General features: G+C 60.9%; 15 protein-coding genes and 1 pseudogene. 11 read left to right on the top strand and 5 right to left on the bottom strand.

From position 1 onward, the window contains the following. The first annotated feature begins 114 nt into the window (after nucleotides 1–114). On the top strand, nucleotides 115–1,107 hold the full coding sequence (locus tag RLDS_RS0128450) for a DODA-type extradiol aromatic ring-opening family dioxygenase (protein WP_021226976.1): 993 nt from the start codon (nucleotides 115–117) through the stop codon (nucleotides 1,105–1,107). A gap of 91 nt (nucleotides 1,108–1,198) precedes the next feature. On the opposite strand, the pseudogene RLDS_RS44815 reads toward RLDS_RS0128450, so the two are convergent. Further along, nucleotides 1,199–2,375, bottom strand: a pseudogene (locus tag RLDS_RS44815) (IS3 family transposase). Nucleotides 2,376–2,452: 77 nt separating this feature from the next. Here RLDS_RS44815 and RLDS_RS44805 point away from each other — a divergent pair. The 7 genes from RLDS_RS44805 (at nucleotide 2,453) to RLDS_RS44795 (ending at nucleotide 9,894) form a co-directional block, all read left to right on the top strand. After that, nucleotides 2,453–2,836 carry an acyl-CoA thioesterase gene (locus RLDS_RS44805; protein WP_021226975.1) on the top strand — a complete coding sequence of 128 codons (384 nt, stop codon included), beginning with the start codon at nucleotides 2,453–2,455 and terminating at the stop codon, nucleotides 2,834–2,836. 569 nt (nucleotides 2,837–3,405) lie between these two features. After that, nucleotides 3,406–3,900 carry a nuclear transport factor 2 family protein gene (locus tag RLDS_RS55400; RefSeq protein ID WP_031298502.1) on the top strand — a complete coding sequence of 165 codons (495 nt, stop codon included), beginning with the start codon at nucleotides 3,406–3,408 and terminating at the stop codon, nucleotides 3,898–3,900. Then, nucleotides 3,897–4,616 (top strand): alpha/beta fold hydrolase, encoded by a 720-nt coding sequence (locus RLDS_RS0128430; protein ID WP_084514873.1) that lies wholly within the window; start codon nucleotides 3,897–3,899, stop codon nucleotides 4,614–4,616. Before RLDS_RS55400 ends, RLDS_RS0128430 begins: the two co-directional genes overlap by 4 nt. Beyond that, nucleotides 4,613–5,566 carry a fumarylacetoacetate hydrolase family protein gene (locus RLDS_RS0128425; RefSeq protein ID WP_152528073.1) on the top strand — a complete coding sequence of 318 codons (954 nt, stop codon included), beginning with the start codon at nucleotides 4,613–4,615 and terminating at the stop codon, nucleotides 5,564–5,566. The genes RLDS_RS0128430 and RLDS_RS0128425 overlap by 4 nt, the downstream gene beginning before the upstream one ends. A 45-nt stretch (nucleotides 5,567–5,611) precedes the next feature. Beyond that, a complete protein-coding gene (locus RLDS_RS0128420) occupies nucleotides 5,612–6,493 on the top strand; it encodes a BKACE family enzyme (RefSeq protein ID WP_031298497.1) in 882 nt (293 codons plus the stop codon). Nucleotides 6,494–6,536: 43 nt separating this feature from the next. Further along, nucleotides 6,537–7,568, top strand: a complete 1,032-nt coding sequence (locus RLDS_RS44800; protein ID WP_021226968.1) for a Rieske 2Fe-2S domain-containing protein — start codon at nucleotides 6,537–6,539, stop codon at nucleotides 7,566–7,568. 67 nt (nucleotides 7,569–7,635) lie between these two features. Further along, nucleotides 7,636–9,894, top strand: a complete 2,259-nt coding sequence (locus RLDS_RS44795) for a TonB-dependent receptor (protein ID WP_021226967.1) — start codon at nucleotides 7,636–7,638, stop codon at nucleotides 9,892–9,894. 274 nt (nucleotides 9,895–10,168) lie between these two features. On the opposite strand, the gene RLDS_RS44790 is transcribed toward RLDS_RS44795, so the two are convergent. Genes RLDS_RS44790 through RLDS_RS44780 form a run of 3 tightly spaced genes read right to left on the bottom strand, consistent with a single transcriptional unit; the run spans nucleotide 10,169 to nucleotide 12,818 of the window. Further along, nucleotides 10,169–11,524, bottom strand: coding sequence for an SPOR domain-containing protein (locus tag RLDS_RS44790; RefSeq protein WP_031298493.1), 1,356 nt, complete (start codon nucleotides 11,522–11,524; stop codon nucleotides 10,169–10,171). A 4-nt stretch (nucleotides 11,525–11,528) separates the two neighbouring features. Next, complete coding sequence (locus tag RLDS_RS44785; RefSeq protein ID WP_021226965.1) at nucleotides 11,529–12,086, bottom strand: hypothetical protein; 558 nt, start codon at nucleotides 12,084–12,086, stop codon at nucleotides 11,529–11,531. Nucleotides 12,087–12,101: 15 nt separating this feature from the next. Further along, on the bottom strand, nucleotides 12,102–12,818 hold the full coding sequence (locus RLDS_RS44780) for a ParA family protein (protein ID WP_031298492.1): 717 nt from the start codon (nucleotides 12,816–12,818) through the stop codon (nucleotides 12,102–12,104). Nucleotides 12,819–12,988: 170 nt separating this feature from the next. Between RLDS_RS44780 and RLDS_RS44775 the strand changes: the two genes are divergently transcribed. Beyond that, nucleotides 12,989–14,008 (top strand): SPOR domain-containing protein, encoded by a 1,020-nt coding sequence (locus RLDS_RS44775; RefSeq protein ID WP_084514869.1) that lies wholly within the window; start codon nucleotides 12,989–12,991, stop codon nucleotides 14,006–14,008. On the opposite strand, the gene gcvA is transcribed toward RLDS_RS44775, so the two are convergent. Continuing rightward, complete coding sequence (gene gcvA / locus RLDS_RS44770; protein ID WP_021226962.1) at nucleotides 13,968–14,909, bottom strand: transcriptional regulator GcvA; 942 nt, start codon at nucleotides 14,907–14,909, stop codon at nucleotides 13,968–13,970. The genes RLDS_RS44775 and gcvA overlap by 41 nt on opposite strands. Nucleotides 14,910–14,997: 88 nt before the next feature. On the opposite strand from gcvA, the gene RLDS_RS44765 reads away from it, so the two are divergent. Together RLDS_RS44765 and astD are read left to right on the top strand one after the other, a co-directional pair. Beyond that, complete coding sequence (locus RLDS_RS44765) at nucleotides 14,998–16,038, top strand: 2-oxoadipate dioxygenase/decarboxylase family protein (RefSeq protein WP_031298488.1); 1,041 nt, start codon at nucleotides 14,998–15,000, stop codon at nucleotides 16,036–16,038. Nucleotides 16,039–16,043: 5 nt separating this feature from the next. After that, nucleotides 16,044–17,444, top strand: a complete 1,401-nt coding sequence (gene astD / locus RLDS_RS44760) for a succinylglutamate-semialdehyde dehydrogenase (RefSeq protein ID WP_031298487.1) — start codon at nucleotides 16,044–16,046, stop codon at nucleotides 17,442–17,444. Nucleotides 17,445–17,452: the final 8 nt, after the last annotated feature.

Below are 17,452 nucleotides of genomic sequence, written 5' to 3'. Positions count from 1 at the left end.
ACATAAGGTCATTATGACTTAAAGGCTATCGGGCGGAAGCGGCGGGGCGATTTCCCATGCCGCGGATCGCTTCATCCGCGAGTCAGTGACGGTAGCAACTTTCAGGAGGTGGATATGGCGACTCTAGCGCAGACTATCGTCGGCAACGCGGCGGCAGAGGTCTACTTTGCATGCGTTCCTCATGTGCCGTTTATCAAGATTCAGGAAAAAAACCTTATTCCGGAATTCTGGCAGGCATATGATCAGCGTATCGAGGAATTTCGGGATTTTGATCCTGAACTGGTCATCCTGATTGGCTCGGATCACTATGATGGCCTCCACCTGAAGCTCATGCCATCCGTCCTGATCGGCATGGCGGCCGAGGCACTGAATGACACCGGCGGCTATCCAGGCAAAATCAACGTGGCAAGCGACACAGCGCTCGCGTGCGCCGAGTATCTCGTCAATCATGATTTCGACATCGCGACATCATACGCGATGACGGTCGACCATGGTTTCAGCAATTCTCTTTACAATTTCGTCGGCTCACTTGACGCAATACCTGTGCTCCCCATCCACATCAACGCGCTGTGCCATCCGCGTCCGACAATGCGTCGTTGCCGCCAATTGGGTGAAGCTATCGGAACATTTGCGCATACGCTCGGCAAACGCGTGGCCATCATCGGTTCTGGCGGCCTGAGCCACGAAACGAAAACCATTTTCCCCCAATTTGACGCCGCCCCGAATGATGAAGTGCGCGACTTTATCGTGCACGGCGGGACGAGAGGTGCGATCACAATGGAAAGCTGGCTTTCGAATATTCACGAAGGCATGCTGCACATTAAAGGGCCCATTGCTGACGGCAGCCTCAAAACGGACAAGATCAATCCGGCATGGGACCAGGCTTTCATGCGTGCTGTGGTCGCCGACGATTTGACCCCCCTGGATGATTGGACGGACGAGAGCATCATCTCTCAAGCGGGATGCGGAGCCGGCGAGATCAGGCAGTGGGTCGTGGCGGCCGCCGCTGCTCGCCAACTCGGCATGGTTTCGGCCTCTATCGACTATTATGAAGCAGACACCCCCATTGGCGTAGGCGCCGGCATTATTCACGGCCGGAGCGCCTGACGAGATGGAGACGCTGTCCGCTTCGGGTAAGCATGGGGAGGAGCGCGCTGATCGGCATGATCTGCCCCCACCGAGTGGACCGATTGGTTTGTTAGTGCATTAAGCTCATCGCCGCCATATCCGGACGGAGGTGGAGCGAAGCGGAACCGGAGGCCGATATGGCGGTGTCGCCGTTTCTGGTGCCGGTGGCCGATAGCCAAGACTGCTGTGCGGGCGGACGGTGTTGTAATGCCGCCGCCAGGCTTCGATCAGCACCCTGGCCTCGGCGAGGCTGTAGAAGATTTCACCATTGAGCAGTTCGTCGCGCAGCGACCCATTGAAGCTTTCATTATAGCCATTCTCCCATGGCGATCCCGGCGCGATGTAGAGCGTCTTCACGCCGATCTGCCGCAGCCATTGCTGGACGGCATTGGCGATAAATTCGGCGCCATTATCTGACCGTATATGTGCAGGCGGGCCGCGCGAGATGAACAGGTCCGCCAAGGCCGCCAGCACATCCTCATGTTTGAGCTGTCGCGCAACGATAAGCGCCAGACATTCCCTGCTGGCCTCGTCGATGATCGTCAGGATGCGGAACTTGCGGCCGTCATGCGTGCGCCCCTCGACGAAGTCATAGGCCCACACATGCCCAGGATACTCAGGCCGCAGGCGGATGCATGATCCGTCGTTGAGCCATAGACGCCCGCGTTTGGGCTGGCGCTGCGGCACCTTGAGCCCTTCGCGCCGCCATATCCGCTCGACCCGTTTATGGTTCACCGTCCACCCCGCATGGCACAGCAACGCCGTGACCCGGCGGTAGCCGTAACGACCATATTGCTTTGCCAAGGCGATGATGTCCTCCGTCAGCGCCTGTTCGTCATCCGCCCCACGCGGCACTTTACGCTGTGTCGATCGATGCTGCCCTAGAACCCGGCATATCCGTCGCTCGGATAGCCGGACTGGCAGATCCCGTCGTATATGATCGATGCAGCGCCGTCGCCGCGCGGGGCTCAGAAGTTTCCCCGTGCAGCTTCCTGCAATATCAGCTTGTCCAGCGTCAGGTCCGAGATCGCCCGGCGCAGCCGTTGGTTTTCCTTCTCCAGATCCTTCATCCGCCGTGCCTGGTCGGTCTTCAGCCCGCCATATTCCTTGCGCCAGCGATAATAGGTCTGCTCACTGACCCCGATCCGACGGCAGGCTTCGGCGGTCGAAGCCCCCTGCGCCAGCACGATCTCAATTTCACGCAGCTTGCCGATGATCTCTTCCGGCTTGTGCTTCTTGCTCGGCATTCAATGTCCCTTTCGCGGTCCAGACTATCATAGTCTCTGGGCCACTCAGCGGGGGGCAGATCAGGCACTCCTTCAGGTTGGCAGGGACGGTCACATTCCGCGAAACGGATGCGTCCGGGAACTACCATTATAGCAACGCACTGATCTGGGGTGAGAATGCGGAACATGCCCTTCTTCGCGCCATTGGAGCAGCGCATCTTATCGAGCGATTGCCCAGGCGTGCTGTTGCAGCGGAGTTCCACCGCCCGCTGAAGGCCGGCGATCGCTATGAGGTCGATCTGACGATTGAACGGATCGGCAGGAGTTCGATAAGCTACAGATGGCGCGTTTTGCAAGCCGGCGACCTGATGGCCAATGGCTCCGCAACGGTCGTTCACGTTGACCATGGTGGCAAGTCTTCACCTATTCCCGACGACATCCGTGCACGAGTAATGCAGATGATCGTGTCATCCGGCAGCTAAAGCCGGACAAAATCCGCGTTCAGGGCCGCGGCGACCAATCGATCAGTCGATAGCCGTCACTTGGGGCCGGCATCGTCGACTGACCGGGGACCAAAGGCTTGCCATGCCGGCAACTGACTAGCCCACTTCGCCGTCATATCATTGAAATGTCGATGCGTCGGCGCCCATCCTGATCCCGCATGCACGCTCGATGCCTTCACCCCACGCGCGCGTCATCAATATCGGCTGGGTTTAGCTTTGGAACATCAGCGTTTTCGTTCCCAAGGCGCAACGGAAACGATTGCAGACTGAAGAATACTATATCCTCCTGATCCATCGTGATTTTCTTTGACCTCTCCGCCTTATCATCAGGTCGTCTCGGCGGGGTTGATCGCATCTGCTCCTAAACTCTTGAAAGTCGCCTGAAATTGAACGACAGTCGGGATGACTAAACGTCATGCCGAAATTTTCCGAGCAATGGTTGGTCGAATTAGGGAGAGGCGACAATGGCTGGATATGGAAAACTGTCACGATCCGATGGCGGGATCGCCCTGCTGCCCGATCATGCACCCGCCGGCTCGCATATCTAGATGGTGGCCAGGGATCTTCTCGATGATCGTGCCGTTTTGCTGGCCGACGCTCACCGGCTTGTTACTCTGGTGCAGCGATTTTGGCTGGCGGCAGACGATCTGGACGCGGAAGCTGGTGCGGCCCTGTTCTTGCAGGATGGCACATTCTCCATAGCCGGCCAAGAATTTGCCGGGCACGAAGCCATACTCTCCTTTCTCAAGGAACGTCGGGTGCGGGCAGCCGATGCCAACCGTTCGACGATCCACCACGCCAGCTATCCGGTCATCGCCATCACTGGCGCGGCACGGGCGGAATTGAAATTCGCGGTTCTGGTTTTTTCGGGCAGCGGACCGCTTCCCTTACCGGCCTCGGCACCCTCGTCCATTGGCCGTTGCCTTGCAGAATGTCGCTGCGATCCTGACGGCAACTGGTGGCTGCACACTCTCCAGATTGACCCCTTCATGGAGGTTCCGCCGCCCTTAGCGAGCGAACCTGCAGACGGGGTGGCGCAATGACGTCTGGTTCTGACGACCTTCCGCTTCTCCTGTTTCACGGCTGCGGCGGCACGCCGGCTGCCACGTTCGAACGCACAGGATGGCCACAAACATTTTCCACACGCCGCGTGGATTTGATTAACTTGCCGGGGCATGGCCCGGGGTCGCATTCCCACAGCCCGTCGGCCTATGCCGACCTTGCAGGGAGCGTCGCGACAAGGCTCCCGGATGTTTTCGATGCAGTCGGCTTCTCCCTGGGAAGCAAGGTGCTGCTAGATTTGGCCATACGCTTCCCGGGACGGATCAGACGGTTGGTTCTGGGCGGCGTGGGAGACAATGTCTTCGCGCGCGAAAGCGTGGCGGACGCGGCAGCCGATGCGCTGGAAGGCAGATATTCGGGTGATGTACCGGCTCCTGTAAGCAAATTCATCAGCACCTTTGACGTCAAGTCGAACGATCGATCGGCGGTCGCCGCTGTTCTTCGCCGTCCGCCCAACCCGTTGTTCAAGCCGGACGATTTCAAGAACATCATCGCATCGGTGCTTCTTGTAAATGGGACCGAAGATCCAATCGCCAGTAATGCCGAACAACTCGTGTCCAGCCTGCGGCCTGCCCAGGTCATTTGGCTGAAAGGGGTCGGACATTTTGATCTGCCCGCCACGCCAGGGTTCCGTGAAGCGGCGGCCGAATTTCTGCAAGCTCAAGTGCCACAGGATGATCAGGAGAAAATAGCGTGAAACTGGCGACGTTTGTAGCAAACGGAAACAAAATATTGGGTGTGCAAGCCGCCAATGGTCGCCTGCTTGATATTCGTTCTGTGTTCCCATCAGCCCCCCGCGATATGGCTTCCCTTATCGAGGCTGGTCCGGAAGTTCTCACTATGGTGCAGAACAAGATTGCAAAAGCGGAGGGCACCTACGCACCCGAAGACGTATCCTGGCTCCCCCCGATCGACCGCCCAAGCAAGATGGCCTTCCTCGCACTTAACAACCGCTCATTGGATGCAGTCAAAATAAGGGCGCCAACCGATCACCCCGCCTTCTTCCTCAAACCGTTTACTGCCCTGACCGGTCACGGCTCCGCAGTGAGACTGCGTCAGACCGACGGGTTGACCCATCCCGAACCCGAACTTGGTGTCGTCATTGGCAGCAAGATCAGTCGCGCTACGCCAAGCGAAGCACTTGATGCGATTTTCGGCTACTCAATCATCAACGACGTCACCTCTGTCGGGATGAGGGAAGAGGATTCGTTCAGCTTCCGCTTTTTCAAGCCGGATGCGGCAACCGGTGCGAACGAACCCGCAGTGGGCTTCACGACATATCCGGGCAGATACAAAGCGAGCGACACCTTCGCCCCTATGGGACCTTTTATTGTGACGCGCGACGAGGTGCCCAATCCTGCCGACCTCACCATCCGCTGCTGGATGGATGATCGGCTGATCGCGTCTGACCATACGGGAAATTACACCTGGAGTGTCGGCGACGCGCTTTCGCACATCTCCCAGACGATGACTCTCCTGCCAGGCGATGTCGTATCGATGGGTACTGCTGTGGGCGGCGACAATGATGATCCCGATGCGCCGGACATACCGGGCGTCACCCGCGCCAACATGCTCAACTTCAATGGTTCCATTCATATTGAAATTGAACGCTTGGGCCGGCTGTCGGTGAAGGTTGCGATGCAATAATCGCATCTTGATACGTTTTTGAACCAATGACGAAAGACCACCCTCATGTCTCGCTTAATGATCACGGTCGCACCGACTGGCGGAATGGCACAGAAGAGCCAAAACCCAAATTTACCCACACAGCCTGAGGAAATAGCAGAGTCGGTTTTTCTTTCTTACAAAGAGGGTGCATCCATCGCGGCACTCCACGCGCGACGTCCAGACGATCAAGCAACCTGCAATGCTGAAATATATTCGAATATAAACCGGCGTATTCGCGAGAAATGCGATATCGTCATCAATAATTCGACTGGTGGTGGTTCAAGCGGCGACATGCTGATCGAGCGACCCGACGGGCTTTTCGAGTCGAGTTTTGAAGAACGCCTCAAGGGATGTGACGCTGGCGCAGAGATGGCGACATTCGATGGCATGACGTTCTGCGACGTGCACGGCGGCAGAGAAATCGTGGTCATCACGCCACCAAATCGCTGTGAACAGTTGGTCAAGCGGATGATCGAGCGCGGCATCAAGCCGGAGTGGGAAGTGTTCGCTCCAAACCACATTCTTCAGGATGTCACGCGCTTGATCCAAAAAGGGTACGACAAGCCGCCCTATTATATCAACATGGTGCTGGGTGCAGATCGCGGATTCCAAGGCGCGATGCCGTACAGCCACGACATTCTGGCTGCGATGATTGCGGCGCTTCCCCCGCAGTCCATCTTTTGCGTGTCGGCAATCGGATCCGCCCAGCTTCCCGCAACGACCCAGGCGATGCTTCTGGGCGGCCATGTCCGCGTCGGGCTTGAGGACAATAATTACTACGCGAAAGGCGAGCTTGCCACGAATGAGCAACTGGTCGCGCGCACCCGTCGTATCGCAACCGAGCTTGGCTTTGAGATCGCAAGCCCGGGCGAAGCCCGCGAGCTACTGGGGTTGAAAACCAATTGAGCGAACGGCGCGGCCTTGACCTGCATCATATCTGGAGAGTGACATGACTTTTCTACGCAATGCTTGGTATCCGGCCGGGTGGAGCGACGAAATTGCGGAGAAGCCGCTTGGCAGAAGCCTGCTGAACGAGCCGGTGCTGCTGTTCCGCGCAGAAGACGGCGAGCCGGTGGCGATGTCCGATCGCTGCCCGCATCGCTTTGCACCGCTGCATCTTGGGCGCGTGTGCGGCAGTGCGATCGAATGCGGGTATCACGGTCTTGTTTTTGATCGCAACGGCCATTGCATCGCAAATCCGCATGGTGATCGTAGCGTGCCAAAGGTTCAGCTAAAGACTTACCCAGTGGTCGATCGCGGCGGCGTGCTCTGGATCTGGATGGGCGACCCATCGCGGGCATCGGTGGACGACATCATCGACACAGAGTTCATGGTGAGTCCCGACTTCAAGCCGGTTGCCGGCTATCTGCTGGTCGATGCCAATTACCGCCTCATCATCGACAATCTGATGGATCTGACCCACGCATCGTACATCCACAGGGGTGGGCTGTCGTCTGAAGAATATGGTGGCGACAACCTCCACCATCGCTTTCATCAGAATGGCATATCCGTTCATTCGGATTATGATTTTCGGAACGTCCCTCCGTCGCCGCAACTCAAGCCCTTTTTCCCGCGCGACCGCACGGACGTGCGCGCCTATATGCACCTCACTGCACCGTCGTCCTTATATCTCGATTTTAGGATGAGCGAGGTCAACGGCGATCCTGAGCAAGGCGTTCGGCTGCCAAGCCTTCATCTGCTCTGTCCTGCGACGGACAACAGCACTCACTATTTCTATGCGATTGCCCGCAATGTCGCGCTGGATGACCCGGACGCGGACGAGGCAATTCGGCAGACGACGCGCCAAGCCTTCATGGAAGAGGACGAGCCGATGATCCGGGCCTGCAGCTCGATGATGGGAGGCGCCGACTTGCTGGAAATGAAGCCCGTAATCTTGAAGACCGACGTGGCCGCCGTGCGCGCCCGGATGCTGCTCGACAAGCTCATTCGCGCCGAAAACAACATGATCGAAGCAGCTTAAATAACGACCAGCACCTCGCATCCGGACATTCGAAGCCGGCGAGGCATTTTTTGGGGAGAGGAATATTATGATCTATCGCCATGCTGTCCTTGGCAATTTGGTCGCGACTTTGCTTTCGACCACAGCCTGGGCCCAAATACCCGCCGGCAGCCTTCCCCAATCGCAGGGAACCGTCGGCGGGCAAAACCAGCCCTCGTCTATTCCAGACAATGCTCCCGTACCATCCGGTTCCGTTTCCCCCCAAGCCCCTGGCACTGCGCCGGAAAGTCAGGGCCTTGAGGATATTGTCGTGACGGCGCAAAAGCGTTCCGAAAGCCTTCAGGACGTTCCGATCGCCATTAGCGCCGTTACCGCGACGCAACTGTCAAACACCGGCATCAATAACGTCAGTGATATCAAGCTGGTAGTGCCGGCCCTCAACGTTACAAACAGTGCTGGCAGCGTTTCGTTCAGTCTTCGGGGGATCGGCAGTAATGGCATCGGGCCTGGTGTCGAAAACCCGATCGCCTTGTATATTGACGGGGTTTATTATGCATCACCTGCGGCTTCGTTGCTGGCATTGAATAACGTCGCGCAGATCGAAGTCTTGAAGGGTCCGCAAGGTACTCTGTTCGGTCGAAACGCGACGGGCGGACTGCTGCAGATAACCACGCGGGAACCGAGCGAGGTTGCAACCGGCAGCGCCAACGTCAGCTATGGAAACTACGATATCTTCAATGGCGACGCGTATATCAGCGGCCCGATAACAGACACGCTTTTTGCAGATTTCGCAGTAACCGGCACTCACCAGGGTGATGGCTATGGGCGCAACCTGGCGACCGGTGGGGACGTACTCAAGATTGACCGCGACATTGCTCTGCGCTCCAAAATGGTTTTTGCGCCTCGGGACGGAACGAAGTTCACCCTGATCGGCGACTACGCCACTCACCGTGACTCCTTCATCACCAATGTCGTGCGGGGCGGAACAGTGTCGGGTTATTTCCCTGCGGCTGGCCCCGTTCCCGATCTTGGGTATGACGCCTTCAACGATACCGCCCCTGTTACCACGACCAAGGGCGGCGGGGTCAGCCTGCGATATGATCAGGAAATAAACGACCTTAATTTTATGAGCCTGACAGCCTATCGCAAGTCGAAACAGTCGACCTTATTCGATTATGACGGGACGCAGCAGCCGCTTGAATATATTTCGCAAACCCAGGGGGATCATCAGTTCAGCCAGGAATTGCAATTATCCTCCAGGCAGCGTGGCAGATTCACTTGGCTCGTCGGCGCTTATTATTTCAAGGGCGTCTCAGCATACGATCCATTCATACTGACAGCCAATGACCAGGGGGTGCGCGTCACGATCAACAACTCAGTCAGTGCTGAGTCATTCGCCGGCTATGCCCAGGGAACCTACGAAATCTTTGATGATACGAACCTCACTTTGGGTGGTCGGTACACGACCGAGAAGCGCTCGGCATATGATGGACTGACCGACGTCTTCGTCCTGCCTTTAAATTTGGCGCTACCGACGACCGAAGCGCCGGACGCCTCGAAGAGATTTAATAAATTCACCTATCGGGCCAGCCTCGATCATCGGTTCAGCCCCGAGGTTCTGGCCTATCTGTCATACAACAGGGGTTTCAAAAGTGGCGGATTCAATGCGCCCTTGCCGGGGTCGGCCGCGTACCGTCCGGAAACGTTGGATGCTTTCGAAGGCGGGCTGAAACTGGACATTGTGGATCGTCGTGTCCGACTGAATGTCGCTGGCTTTTATTACCGGTATACCGACATTCAGATTCAGCAACTTCTTGCCGGTGCAATCACGATTCTAAACGCGGGTAAGGCGCGGGACTATGGAATAGATGCTGACGTTACCGTCAAGGCAACGGATTCGTTGCGATTGAACGGCGGCTTTAACCTCATCAGCGCGAAGTTCACGAGTTTTCCGAACTGCCTTCGGTCGACGCCAGCGGGCGGGACGCCGAGCGTCGTCGGTTCCTGCGCAGGCAATCAGCTTCCCCTGGCGGCAACGTTCACGATGAATGCAGGCGCGTCGTACAATCGGGATCTGGGATTTGCCATATTCGATGGCGCTATCAATCTCTATCATTCGAGCGGCTTTTACACGGAGTCCGACAATATCACGCGCCAGCGCGCCTATGACATTCTAAACGGCACGCTGAAGTTGACGTTGCCGAACAAAATATCGTTCGGCGTATTCGGCAAAAACCTTCTCAATAAGCGCGTCCTCAACTTCGCATCGACGCTCCCCAATGGGTCTCACTTCGTGAACTATCAGGCGCCGCGAACATATGGCGCAACAGTGGGATTTTCATTTTAAAAACACCAAGAATCGGACTACCTGCGCTCTGAAGGCTAGAGGCCAACTTGAAACGCGAGCAATCCGGCAAACCTTCCTTATTTGAAATTCTCTTTTTGCTTGACCCTCTCCGCCGGTTGGCTGTTGCGATATCCAGTCGCTCAGGTGATCGGCGGAGAGCCATTATCAATCGGCACTGATACCGGTTGGCAAGCGTTCCATCGGTCAGACATGACAAGCGCGCAGAACCGGGGTGGCTCTGCGCGCTTCAGGTCATACTCGGGAAGAAACCGGATCAGCGCGCGGCGAACTGCCGCCCCCGGCTGGATACGGCCCAGCGCTGCGGCGTGGCGCCGGGCGCGGTTTCGCGCACGAAGCACTGACCGCGCTGCGAGCGTATCATGCGGCACGCGGTCATCGCGTCGTCGCGATTGGCAAAGCCGCTCACCGCCAACCGATGATAAAGGCGTCCGCCCACCTTCGCCTGGCTGGTGAGAACGGGAAAGGCGCTGAGCGCGCTGTTGCGTCCGGCCATCGCCGTCCATTTCTCCCGCGCGATCGCGGCGCTGTCATAGGCGCCGAGTTGCACGACCCAATTGCTGGCGTTCGATACCGGCTTAATGAAAGCGGCCTTCTGCACGCGCGGGGCCGGCTGCCGGGCGACGGCTTGCTGTGCCGCAACGACGGTCTTGGCTTTCGCCGGCGCAGTAGTGCGATCCTCCACGATGAAGTCACGCGCGGCCACGCGCTTGATCGGGGCAGCGGCCACTATTGGCTTGGGAACAGGCTGGGTTTCAGGCGCAGCATCGGCAAAGGCGACCGGCGCGACCTCCGGTACCGGCTGAACGACAGCTTCCGGCGCGGCGGCGGCCAGGGCAACGGGATCGGCGGCGGGCCCGGCTGGAGCGACAGGGGCGAGCGCCAACATTGCGGGCTGCCCGGCATCCGCCTGATCCATCGTCACGCCCATCAGCGCGGCGACGCGCTGCGGTGCGAGCGCGGGTGCGGCCAGCTGCGCCCATTCCGTCACGCGCTTGTTGGCGTCTGCGGGGTCAAGGTCCATGTCCACCACCAGTCGGGCATCTTTCCAGCGGCCGGCCAGGGCATAGGCATAGGCCAGGTTCTGCCGCGTGCGCGCGGTCGCCGAAGGATCGTGGATTGCCTGCGACAGGATGCGCACGCCACCGTCCGCGTCCCCCGCCATCGCCATGGCAAGGCCATAGTCAGACGCCGGGATCGTGTCCGCATGCCCAGCCAGCAGGCTGCGCGCGGCATCCGCGCGGCCCTGCGCCACCTGCACCAGCGCCAGACTGACGATCGTGCGAGCGTCGCTGCTGCCCAGAGCCAGAGCGTCAGACAAAGCCGTTTCCGCCGACGCGAAACGCCCGGCCAGAACATAGGCGCGGCCCAGCAATTGACGATAATCGCCATTTTGCGGCGCCAGCTGCACAGCAGCCTCGGCCGCTTTCACCGCATTGCCGGCGTCGCGATCATCCAGCGCCCTGGTCGCTTTCGCGGCCAGCTTGGCCGCATCGCCCTTGGGTTGAGAGATCGACACCCGGGGGTGGAATGCCGCCCCCGTGCAACCGACCATGGTGGTGGCGACGATCAGCGAGGATATCGCCGCCTTTCCGAACGTCGTGCGCTTCATCATCTTATCCACCCTTCGTCATCATGCGCCGCGCGTGCGGCAACTGTTCGGCCAGCCGGTCGATTTCCGGCAGGGTCATCAGAAATTCGTCGAGCGCCTGCGTCAGCATCTGCTGCGCGGACCGTCCGGTCACGGCGCTGGCGAGGCGGAGTTTGAGGTGCCGGTCCGCGTCGAGCCGCAGCGTGAAGGCGGCCTTTCGTCCCTGCGCCACGGCGCGGACCGGGTCCGCGCGCTTGGCCGTTTTCTTGCCCACCGGCCTTACCGCCTCAGGCGCGGCATTGATCCGTTCGGCCAGTTCCTCGCGTTCGGTGACGACCGGCGGCACTGGCGCATCCAGCGTCGCCCCCATCGGAGTGAGGCCGATCGCGATCGGCTGCTCCACGGGCTGGGGCGCGGGTTCGACATCGAACCCCATGTCGTTCCACCCCAGGTCATCCTGCTGCAACGCATTCGCCTGACCATGGCCAAAGCCGAGCATCGGACGGCGCATCGCCGGCTGCGCCGCGCCCTTGCGGGCAAGCAGGCCGGAGGTCAGCGACGCGAGGGGTTTGGGTTCGCCCATATGCCTGTGCCTTCCTTACTGGGTCACGCGACGGCCAAAGCCGCCGCCGGCCGGGCGCGCGGCAACGGTGCCGACGCTGCCATGGGGCACCGAAAAGACCGTGCGCCGAAAATTCTTTTCCAGCCGGTCGGACACATAGGCCCACAGCGTTTCCACCTCTCCGGCGGACCGCCCGCGCGGGTCCACCTCCATGACCGTGCGCCCGTCGATCATCGACGCGGCAAAATCGGTGCGATGATGCAGCGTCACCGGCGCAACCGTACCATGTTGTGACAGGGCGACGGCCGCTTCGGACGTGATCCGCGCCTTGGGCGTGGCGGCATTGACGACAAAGATCAGCGGTTTGCCCGCCCGCTCGCACAGGTCAACCGTCGCGCCCACGGCGCGCAGGTCATGCGGGCTGGGTCGGGTCGGCACGACAATCAGCTCGGCGACGGAAATGACGCTCTGGATCGCCATGGTGATGGCAGGCGGCGTGTCGATGACGGCCAGCTTGAAGCCCTGCTGGCGCAAGATTTCGAGGTCCGCGGCAAGGCGCGCGACCGTGGTCTGGGCAAAGGCGGGAAATTCGGCCTCGCGCTCGTTCCACCAATCGGCAAGCGATCCCTGTGGATCGATGTCGATCAGGACGACCGGGCCGGCGCCCGCACGCTGGGCCTGCACCGCCAGATGCCCGGACAGCGTCGTCTTGCCAGAACCGCCTTTCTGCGATGCCAAAGCCAGAATCCGCACGCACTTCCCCCGAAGAAATTCCCGTTCCGGATGGAAATGCCACGATCGCATCTAAGATTTGGTTAACCGCGCAAAGCCAGTCTGAATGGGCGCTCGCTTGTGCTAACAGCCTCTTAACCTCGTTCGGGCTACAAGCGCCCGACAGTGAATGGGCAGGGATTATGACACGGATGCACATCATGAGGCACGGGATCGGGACCATCGCGCTGGCGGCGATGCTGGGCACTAGCGCGCCGGCGCTGGCCGATGTGAAGGCTGGCGTCGATGCGTGGCAGCAAGGCGACTATACGCGCGCGATCAACGAATGGCGGCCGCTGGCGGAGGCTGGCGATCCCGATGCGCAGTTCAACCTGGGTCAGGCCTATAAGCTTGGGCGGGGCGTTCAGGCTGACCTCAAGGTAGCGCTCGACTGGTATCGCAAAGCGGCGGCGCAGGGCCATTTGCGCGCCGAAGACAATATGGGCCTGCTGATGTTCCAGCAGGGGGACCGCATCAATGCCCTGCCCTATCTGCAACGCGCCGCGATGCGGGGCGAACCGCGCGCGCAATATATTGTCGGCACTGCGCTGTTCAACGGTGACCTGATCGCAAAGGATTGGGTGCGCGCCTATGCGTTGATGAGCCGTGCGTCGGCGTCCGGCCTGACGCAGGCGACGACCAGCCTGACGCAGATGGACAAATATATTCCAGAGGATCAGCGCAGGCAGGGCCTGGCCATGGCGGTCAGCATCGAAAAGGGTAAAGGCGACGTGATGGCAAGCGCGCCTGCAGCGCCGACCCGCCCCGCGCCTTCAGCCGTGCGCGCGGCAGAGATTCCGGCGTCGACGCCTGCCCCTGTCGCCAAGGCAAAACCCGTTCAACAGGCGGCTGCCACGCCGCAGCCCAAGGCTGAGCCGAAACCGCAGCCCAAGGCTGAGCTGAAACCGCAGCCCCGCCCCGCCCCTGCGCCGGCCGCGGCGGGAGACTGGCGCGTCCAACTTGGCGCGTTCGGCCAAGAGGGCAGCGCGCGGGCGCTATGGGGTCGGCTGACGGCCAAGGTTGGCGGCCTGTCCGCCTATCAACCCTATCTGGTCCGCGTCGGCAATGTGACGCGGCTCCAGGCCGGGCCGATCGCCAGCAGCAGCGACGCGGAAAAACTGTGTGGCCGGATCAAGGCTGCGGGTTCGGATTGTTTCGCGACGAAGAAGTAACCTCGCGTCCCGCCGCTTGCTCCAGCATCCAGTCCCGAAACTGCGCGACGGGGGGCCGGGACAAGGCCTCGGGCGGGTAGACCAGATAATAGGCCTGCTCGCTCGACAGCGGGCGGGCGAAGGGGATGACCAACGTTCCCGCTTCCAGTTCCGGGCGGATCAGGAAGCTCGGGATCAGCGCAACCCCGGCCCCGGCCGCCGATGCCTGCGCCAGCATCAGAAAATGCTCGAATGTCGGACCGGGCGACATAGTAGCAGCATCGACGCCAGCCGCCGCCAGCCATCGGGGCCACGCATCTTTGCGGGACGTCTGACTGAGCAAAGGCACTTTGAGCAGGTCGGCGGGCGTCCGTAGCGGATGATCGGCAAGCCAGCCCGGCCCGCACACGGGAACCGCCTCTTCGCGAAACAGCAGGTCCATCTTCACCCCCGGCCAGTCCGTCACGACGCCGAAATGGACAGCTGCATCGAAATCCTCATGCGTAAAATCGAAGGGTTGCGAGCGGGCGGCAAAGTCGATCACCAGCCCCGGATGACGGGCCGTAAGCTGGGGCAGACGCGGCGCCAGCCAGCGCATGCCGAAGCTCGGCAGTGTCGCGATCCGCAGCCCGGTCTGCGGCGCGCGGGCCGCCGCGCGCGCTGTGGCCTGACGGATTCGATCGAGTGCAGGAAGGAGCGCGTCGGCATAGGCGTGCCCGGCGTCGTTCAGCCGCACGCGGCGACCGATCCGGTCGAACAGCGGCGTTTGCAGCATCGCTTCCAGCTGCGCGATCTGGCGGCTGACCGCGCTTTGCGTCAGCCCGATATCCTCTCCCGCCCGCGAAAAACCACCATGGCGGACGGCGGCCTCGAACGCTGTCAAAGCACTCATCGGCGGCAACCATTTGCGCGGGTCATTCATTACCTAAACTCATCAGCACATGACAGGACACCATTTGTCCCTGACATCATATCCTGCGATAATCCGTCTGTCATGCCGGAGCATTTATATGTCGAATGAGAATATGAGCAGTATAGAGCGGCTGGTGATCGGCGCCCTGGGCGAAACCGACGGGCGTCACACGCTCGCCATGCTGGACATTGCCCCTGCCCTGCTGGCGGAAAGCGGTAAGGACGTGTCGCGCGGCGCCTTCGCGATGGCGATGAATGTCGCGCTGTTCCATGACCTGATGGCCCGCGTGCCCAGTGGCGACGTCTATGTCCGCGACTCGCTGGCCGACGGTCGCCGGATCGTCTTCGACCATGGCGCATTGCGGACCATACGCTTCCCCGATGGCCCCACCGGTGAACTACCCGGCGGTGAGGACGCCTTCACCCGCATCTTCCTGCCCTTGGGCTATAAAATGGCGGCCATCTATCCGCTCGACCGGCTGAAGATGACGGGACGCGCCTATCGCCACATCGACCATCCCGATGCGATCCCGCAATTCTTCCTCTCCGAACTTCATGTCGACCGTTTCAACCCGGAATTTGAGCAAGCTGCCCAGCGCGTGTTCGGCACATCACGCGACCCGCTGGACAATGCGGCCAAGGCCGTCCTCGATCGTTTCGCAGCCGGTGAAGCTGTCGCCTTTGATGTCGCATTGGCGGCACTGCCCACCATCGTCGCCGCCTTCAACCGTCAGCATGCGCCCCCAAGCTTCGCCGATTATCAGCTGCTGCTATCGCATTCCAACGAAGCCGCCTGGATCGCGACGGAGGGTAACGCCTTCAACCACGCGACAGACCGCGTACCCGACGTCGCAACCCTGGCCCAGCGGCTGAAGGACGAAGACCGGCCGATGAAGGAGCGACTGGAAATTTCAGCAAGCGGCCGAGTGCGCCAGACGGCCTTCCGTGCCGACAGCGTCATGCGCCCCTTCGCCGATGGAGAAACCCGGCAGGTTTCTGGGTCCTTCTTCGAGTTCATCAGCCGGGACATCGACCCTGAAACGGGGCTGATCGATCTGGCCTTCGACACCGGCAATGCGACCGGCATCTTCGCCATGACAAGCGCGCGGGACAGCGCACAGGAAGGGACGACCCGTTGACCGATATGCTGCAATCCTTCGACCCTGCTTCGCGTGAACTTGTCTGGGAAGGACCAGTGGCGCGCGCTGCCGATTGCGAACGCGCCACTGCCGCAGCCCGCAGCGCCCTGCCAGCTTGGCGGGCACTGCCCGTGGAGGAGCGGATCGCTGTCGTGCGGCGCTATGCCGGCATATTGGGCGATCGGCGATCGGACCTGGCGCAACTCATCTCGCGGGAAACCGGCAAGTTGCTCTGGGAAAGCGACGCCGAAGTCGGGTCGATGATCGCCAAGGTCGAGGTGTCGGTCAAGGCGCATGCCGAGCGGACGGGCGAGCGCGCCGCCGACATGCCCTTTGGCCGCGCGGTCCTGCGGCATCGCGGCCATGGCGTGATGGCCGTGCTTGGCCCCTATAATTTCCCCGGCCACCTGCCCAATGGGCATATCGTTCCCGCGCTGATCGCGGGCAATGCCGTGGTGTTCAAGCCATCGGAAATCACCCCTGCGACGGGCGCGGCCATGGCCGACGCCTGGGCAGCGGCGGGCCTGCCCGATGGGCTGTTGAACGTGGTGCAAGGCGGCCGTGCCACCGGCGAAGCGCTGGTGGCAGGCGATATTGATGGGCTGCTGTTTACCGGGTCGGCCGGCGCGGGCGCGGCGCTGCGGCGGGCCTTGGTCGATCGGCCGCATGTCATCATGGCGCTGGAACTGGGCGGCAACAATCCGCTGGTCGCCTGGGACAGCCCGGAAGAGGCCGCGTCGATCATCGTCAATTCCGCCTTCATCACCACCGGTCAGCGCTGCTCCTGCGCACGCCGCCTGATCGTGCCCGAAGGCGCGGTCGGCGACGCCATCGTGGAGGCAACCGCCGCCCTGGCCGCGCAACTGCCGATTGCGGCGTGGAATGAAGCGGGCGAGGCCTTCATGGGTCCGCTGGTGTCGGATCAGGCCGCGGCCAGCGCCCATCGCGCGGTCAGCGACCTGATCGCCCGTGGTGCCCAGGTCATCGGGCCATTCGAGGGAGTGGATGATCGCAGCGCGGCCTTCGTAACGCCCGCCATGCTGGATATGACCAACGTCGACGCGCCAGACGCGGAGATTTTCGCGCCGGTCCTTTCCATCATGCGCGTGCCTGATTTTGACACCGCGATGGCCACCGCCAACGCAACCAGTTTCGGGCTGTCCGCCGGGCTTATCTCTCAGGACGAAAATCTATGGCGGCGCATGGTGGAAGAAAGCCGTGCCGGCGTCGTCAATCGCAACCGCCCTACGACCGGCGCTGCGGGCAATATGCCCTTTGGCGGCCTGGGCGCATCGGGCAATCACCGCCCCAGCGCCTATTATGCCGCCGACTATTGCGCCTATCCGATCGCCAGTTTCGAGGCCGATGGCGTCAGCGCGGTTCCGGTTAACGGGTTGAACAGCTAAACGGCTTA

Source organism: Sphingobium lactosutens DS20 (assembly GCF_000445105.1).
Lineage (GTDB): Bacteria > Pseudomonadota > Alphaproteobacteria > Sphingomonadales > Sphingomonadaceae > Sphingobium > Sphingobium lactosutens.
Note: the sequence above shows the minus strand (reverse complement) of the source record. Positions and strands in the feature narration are given on the sequence as shown.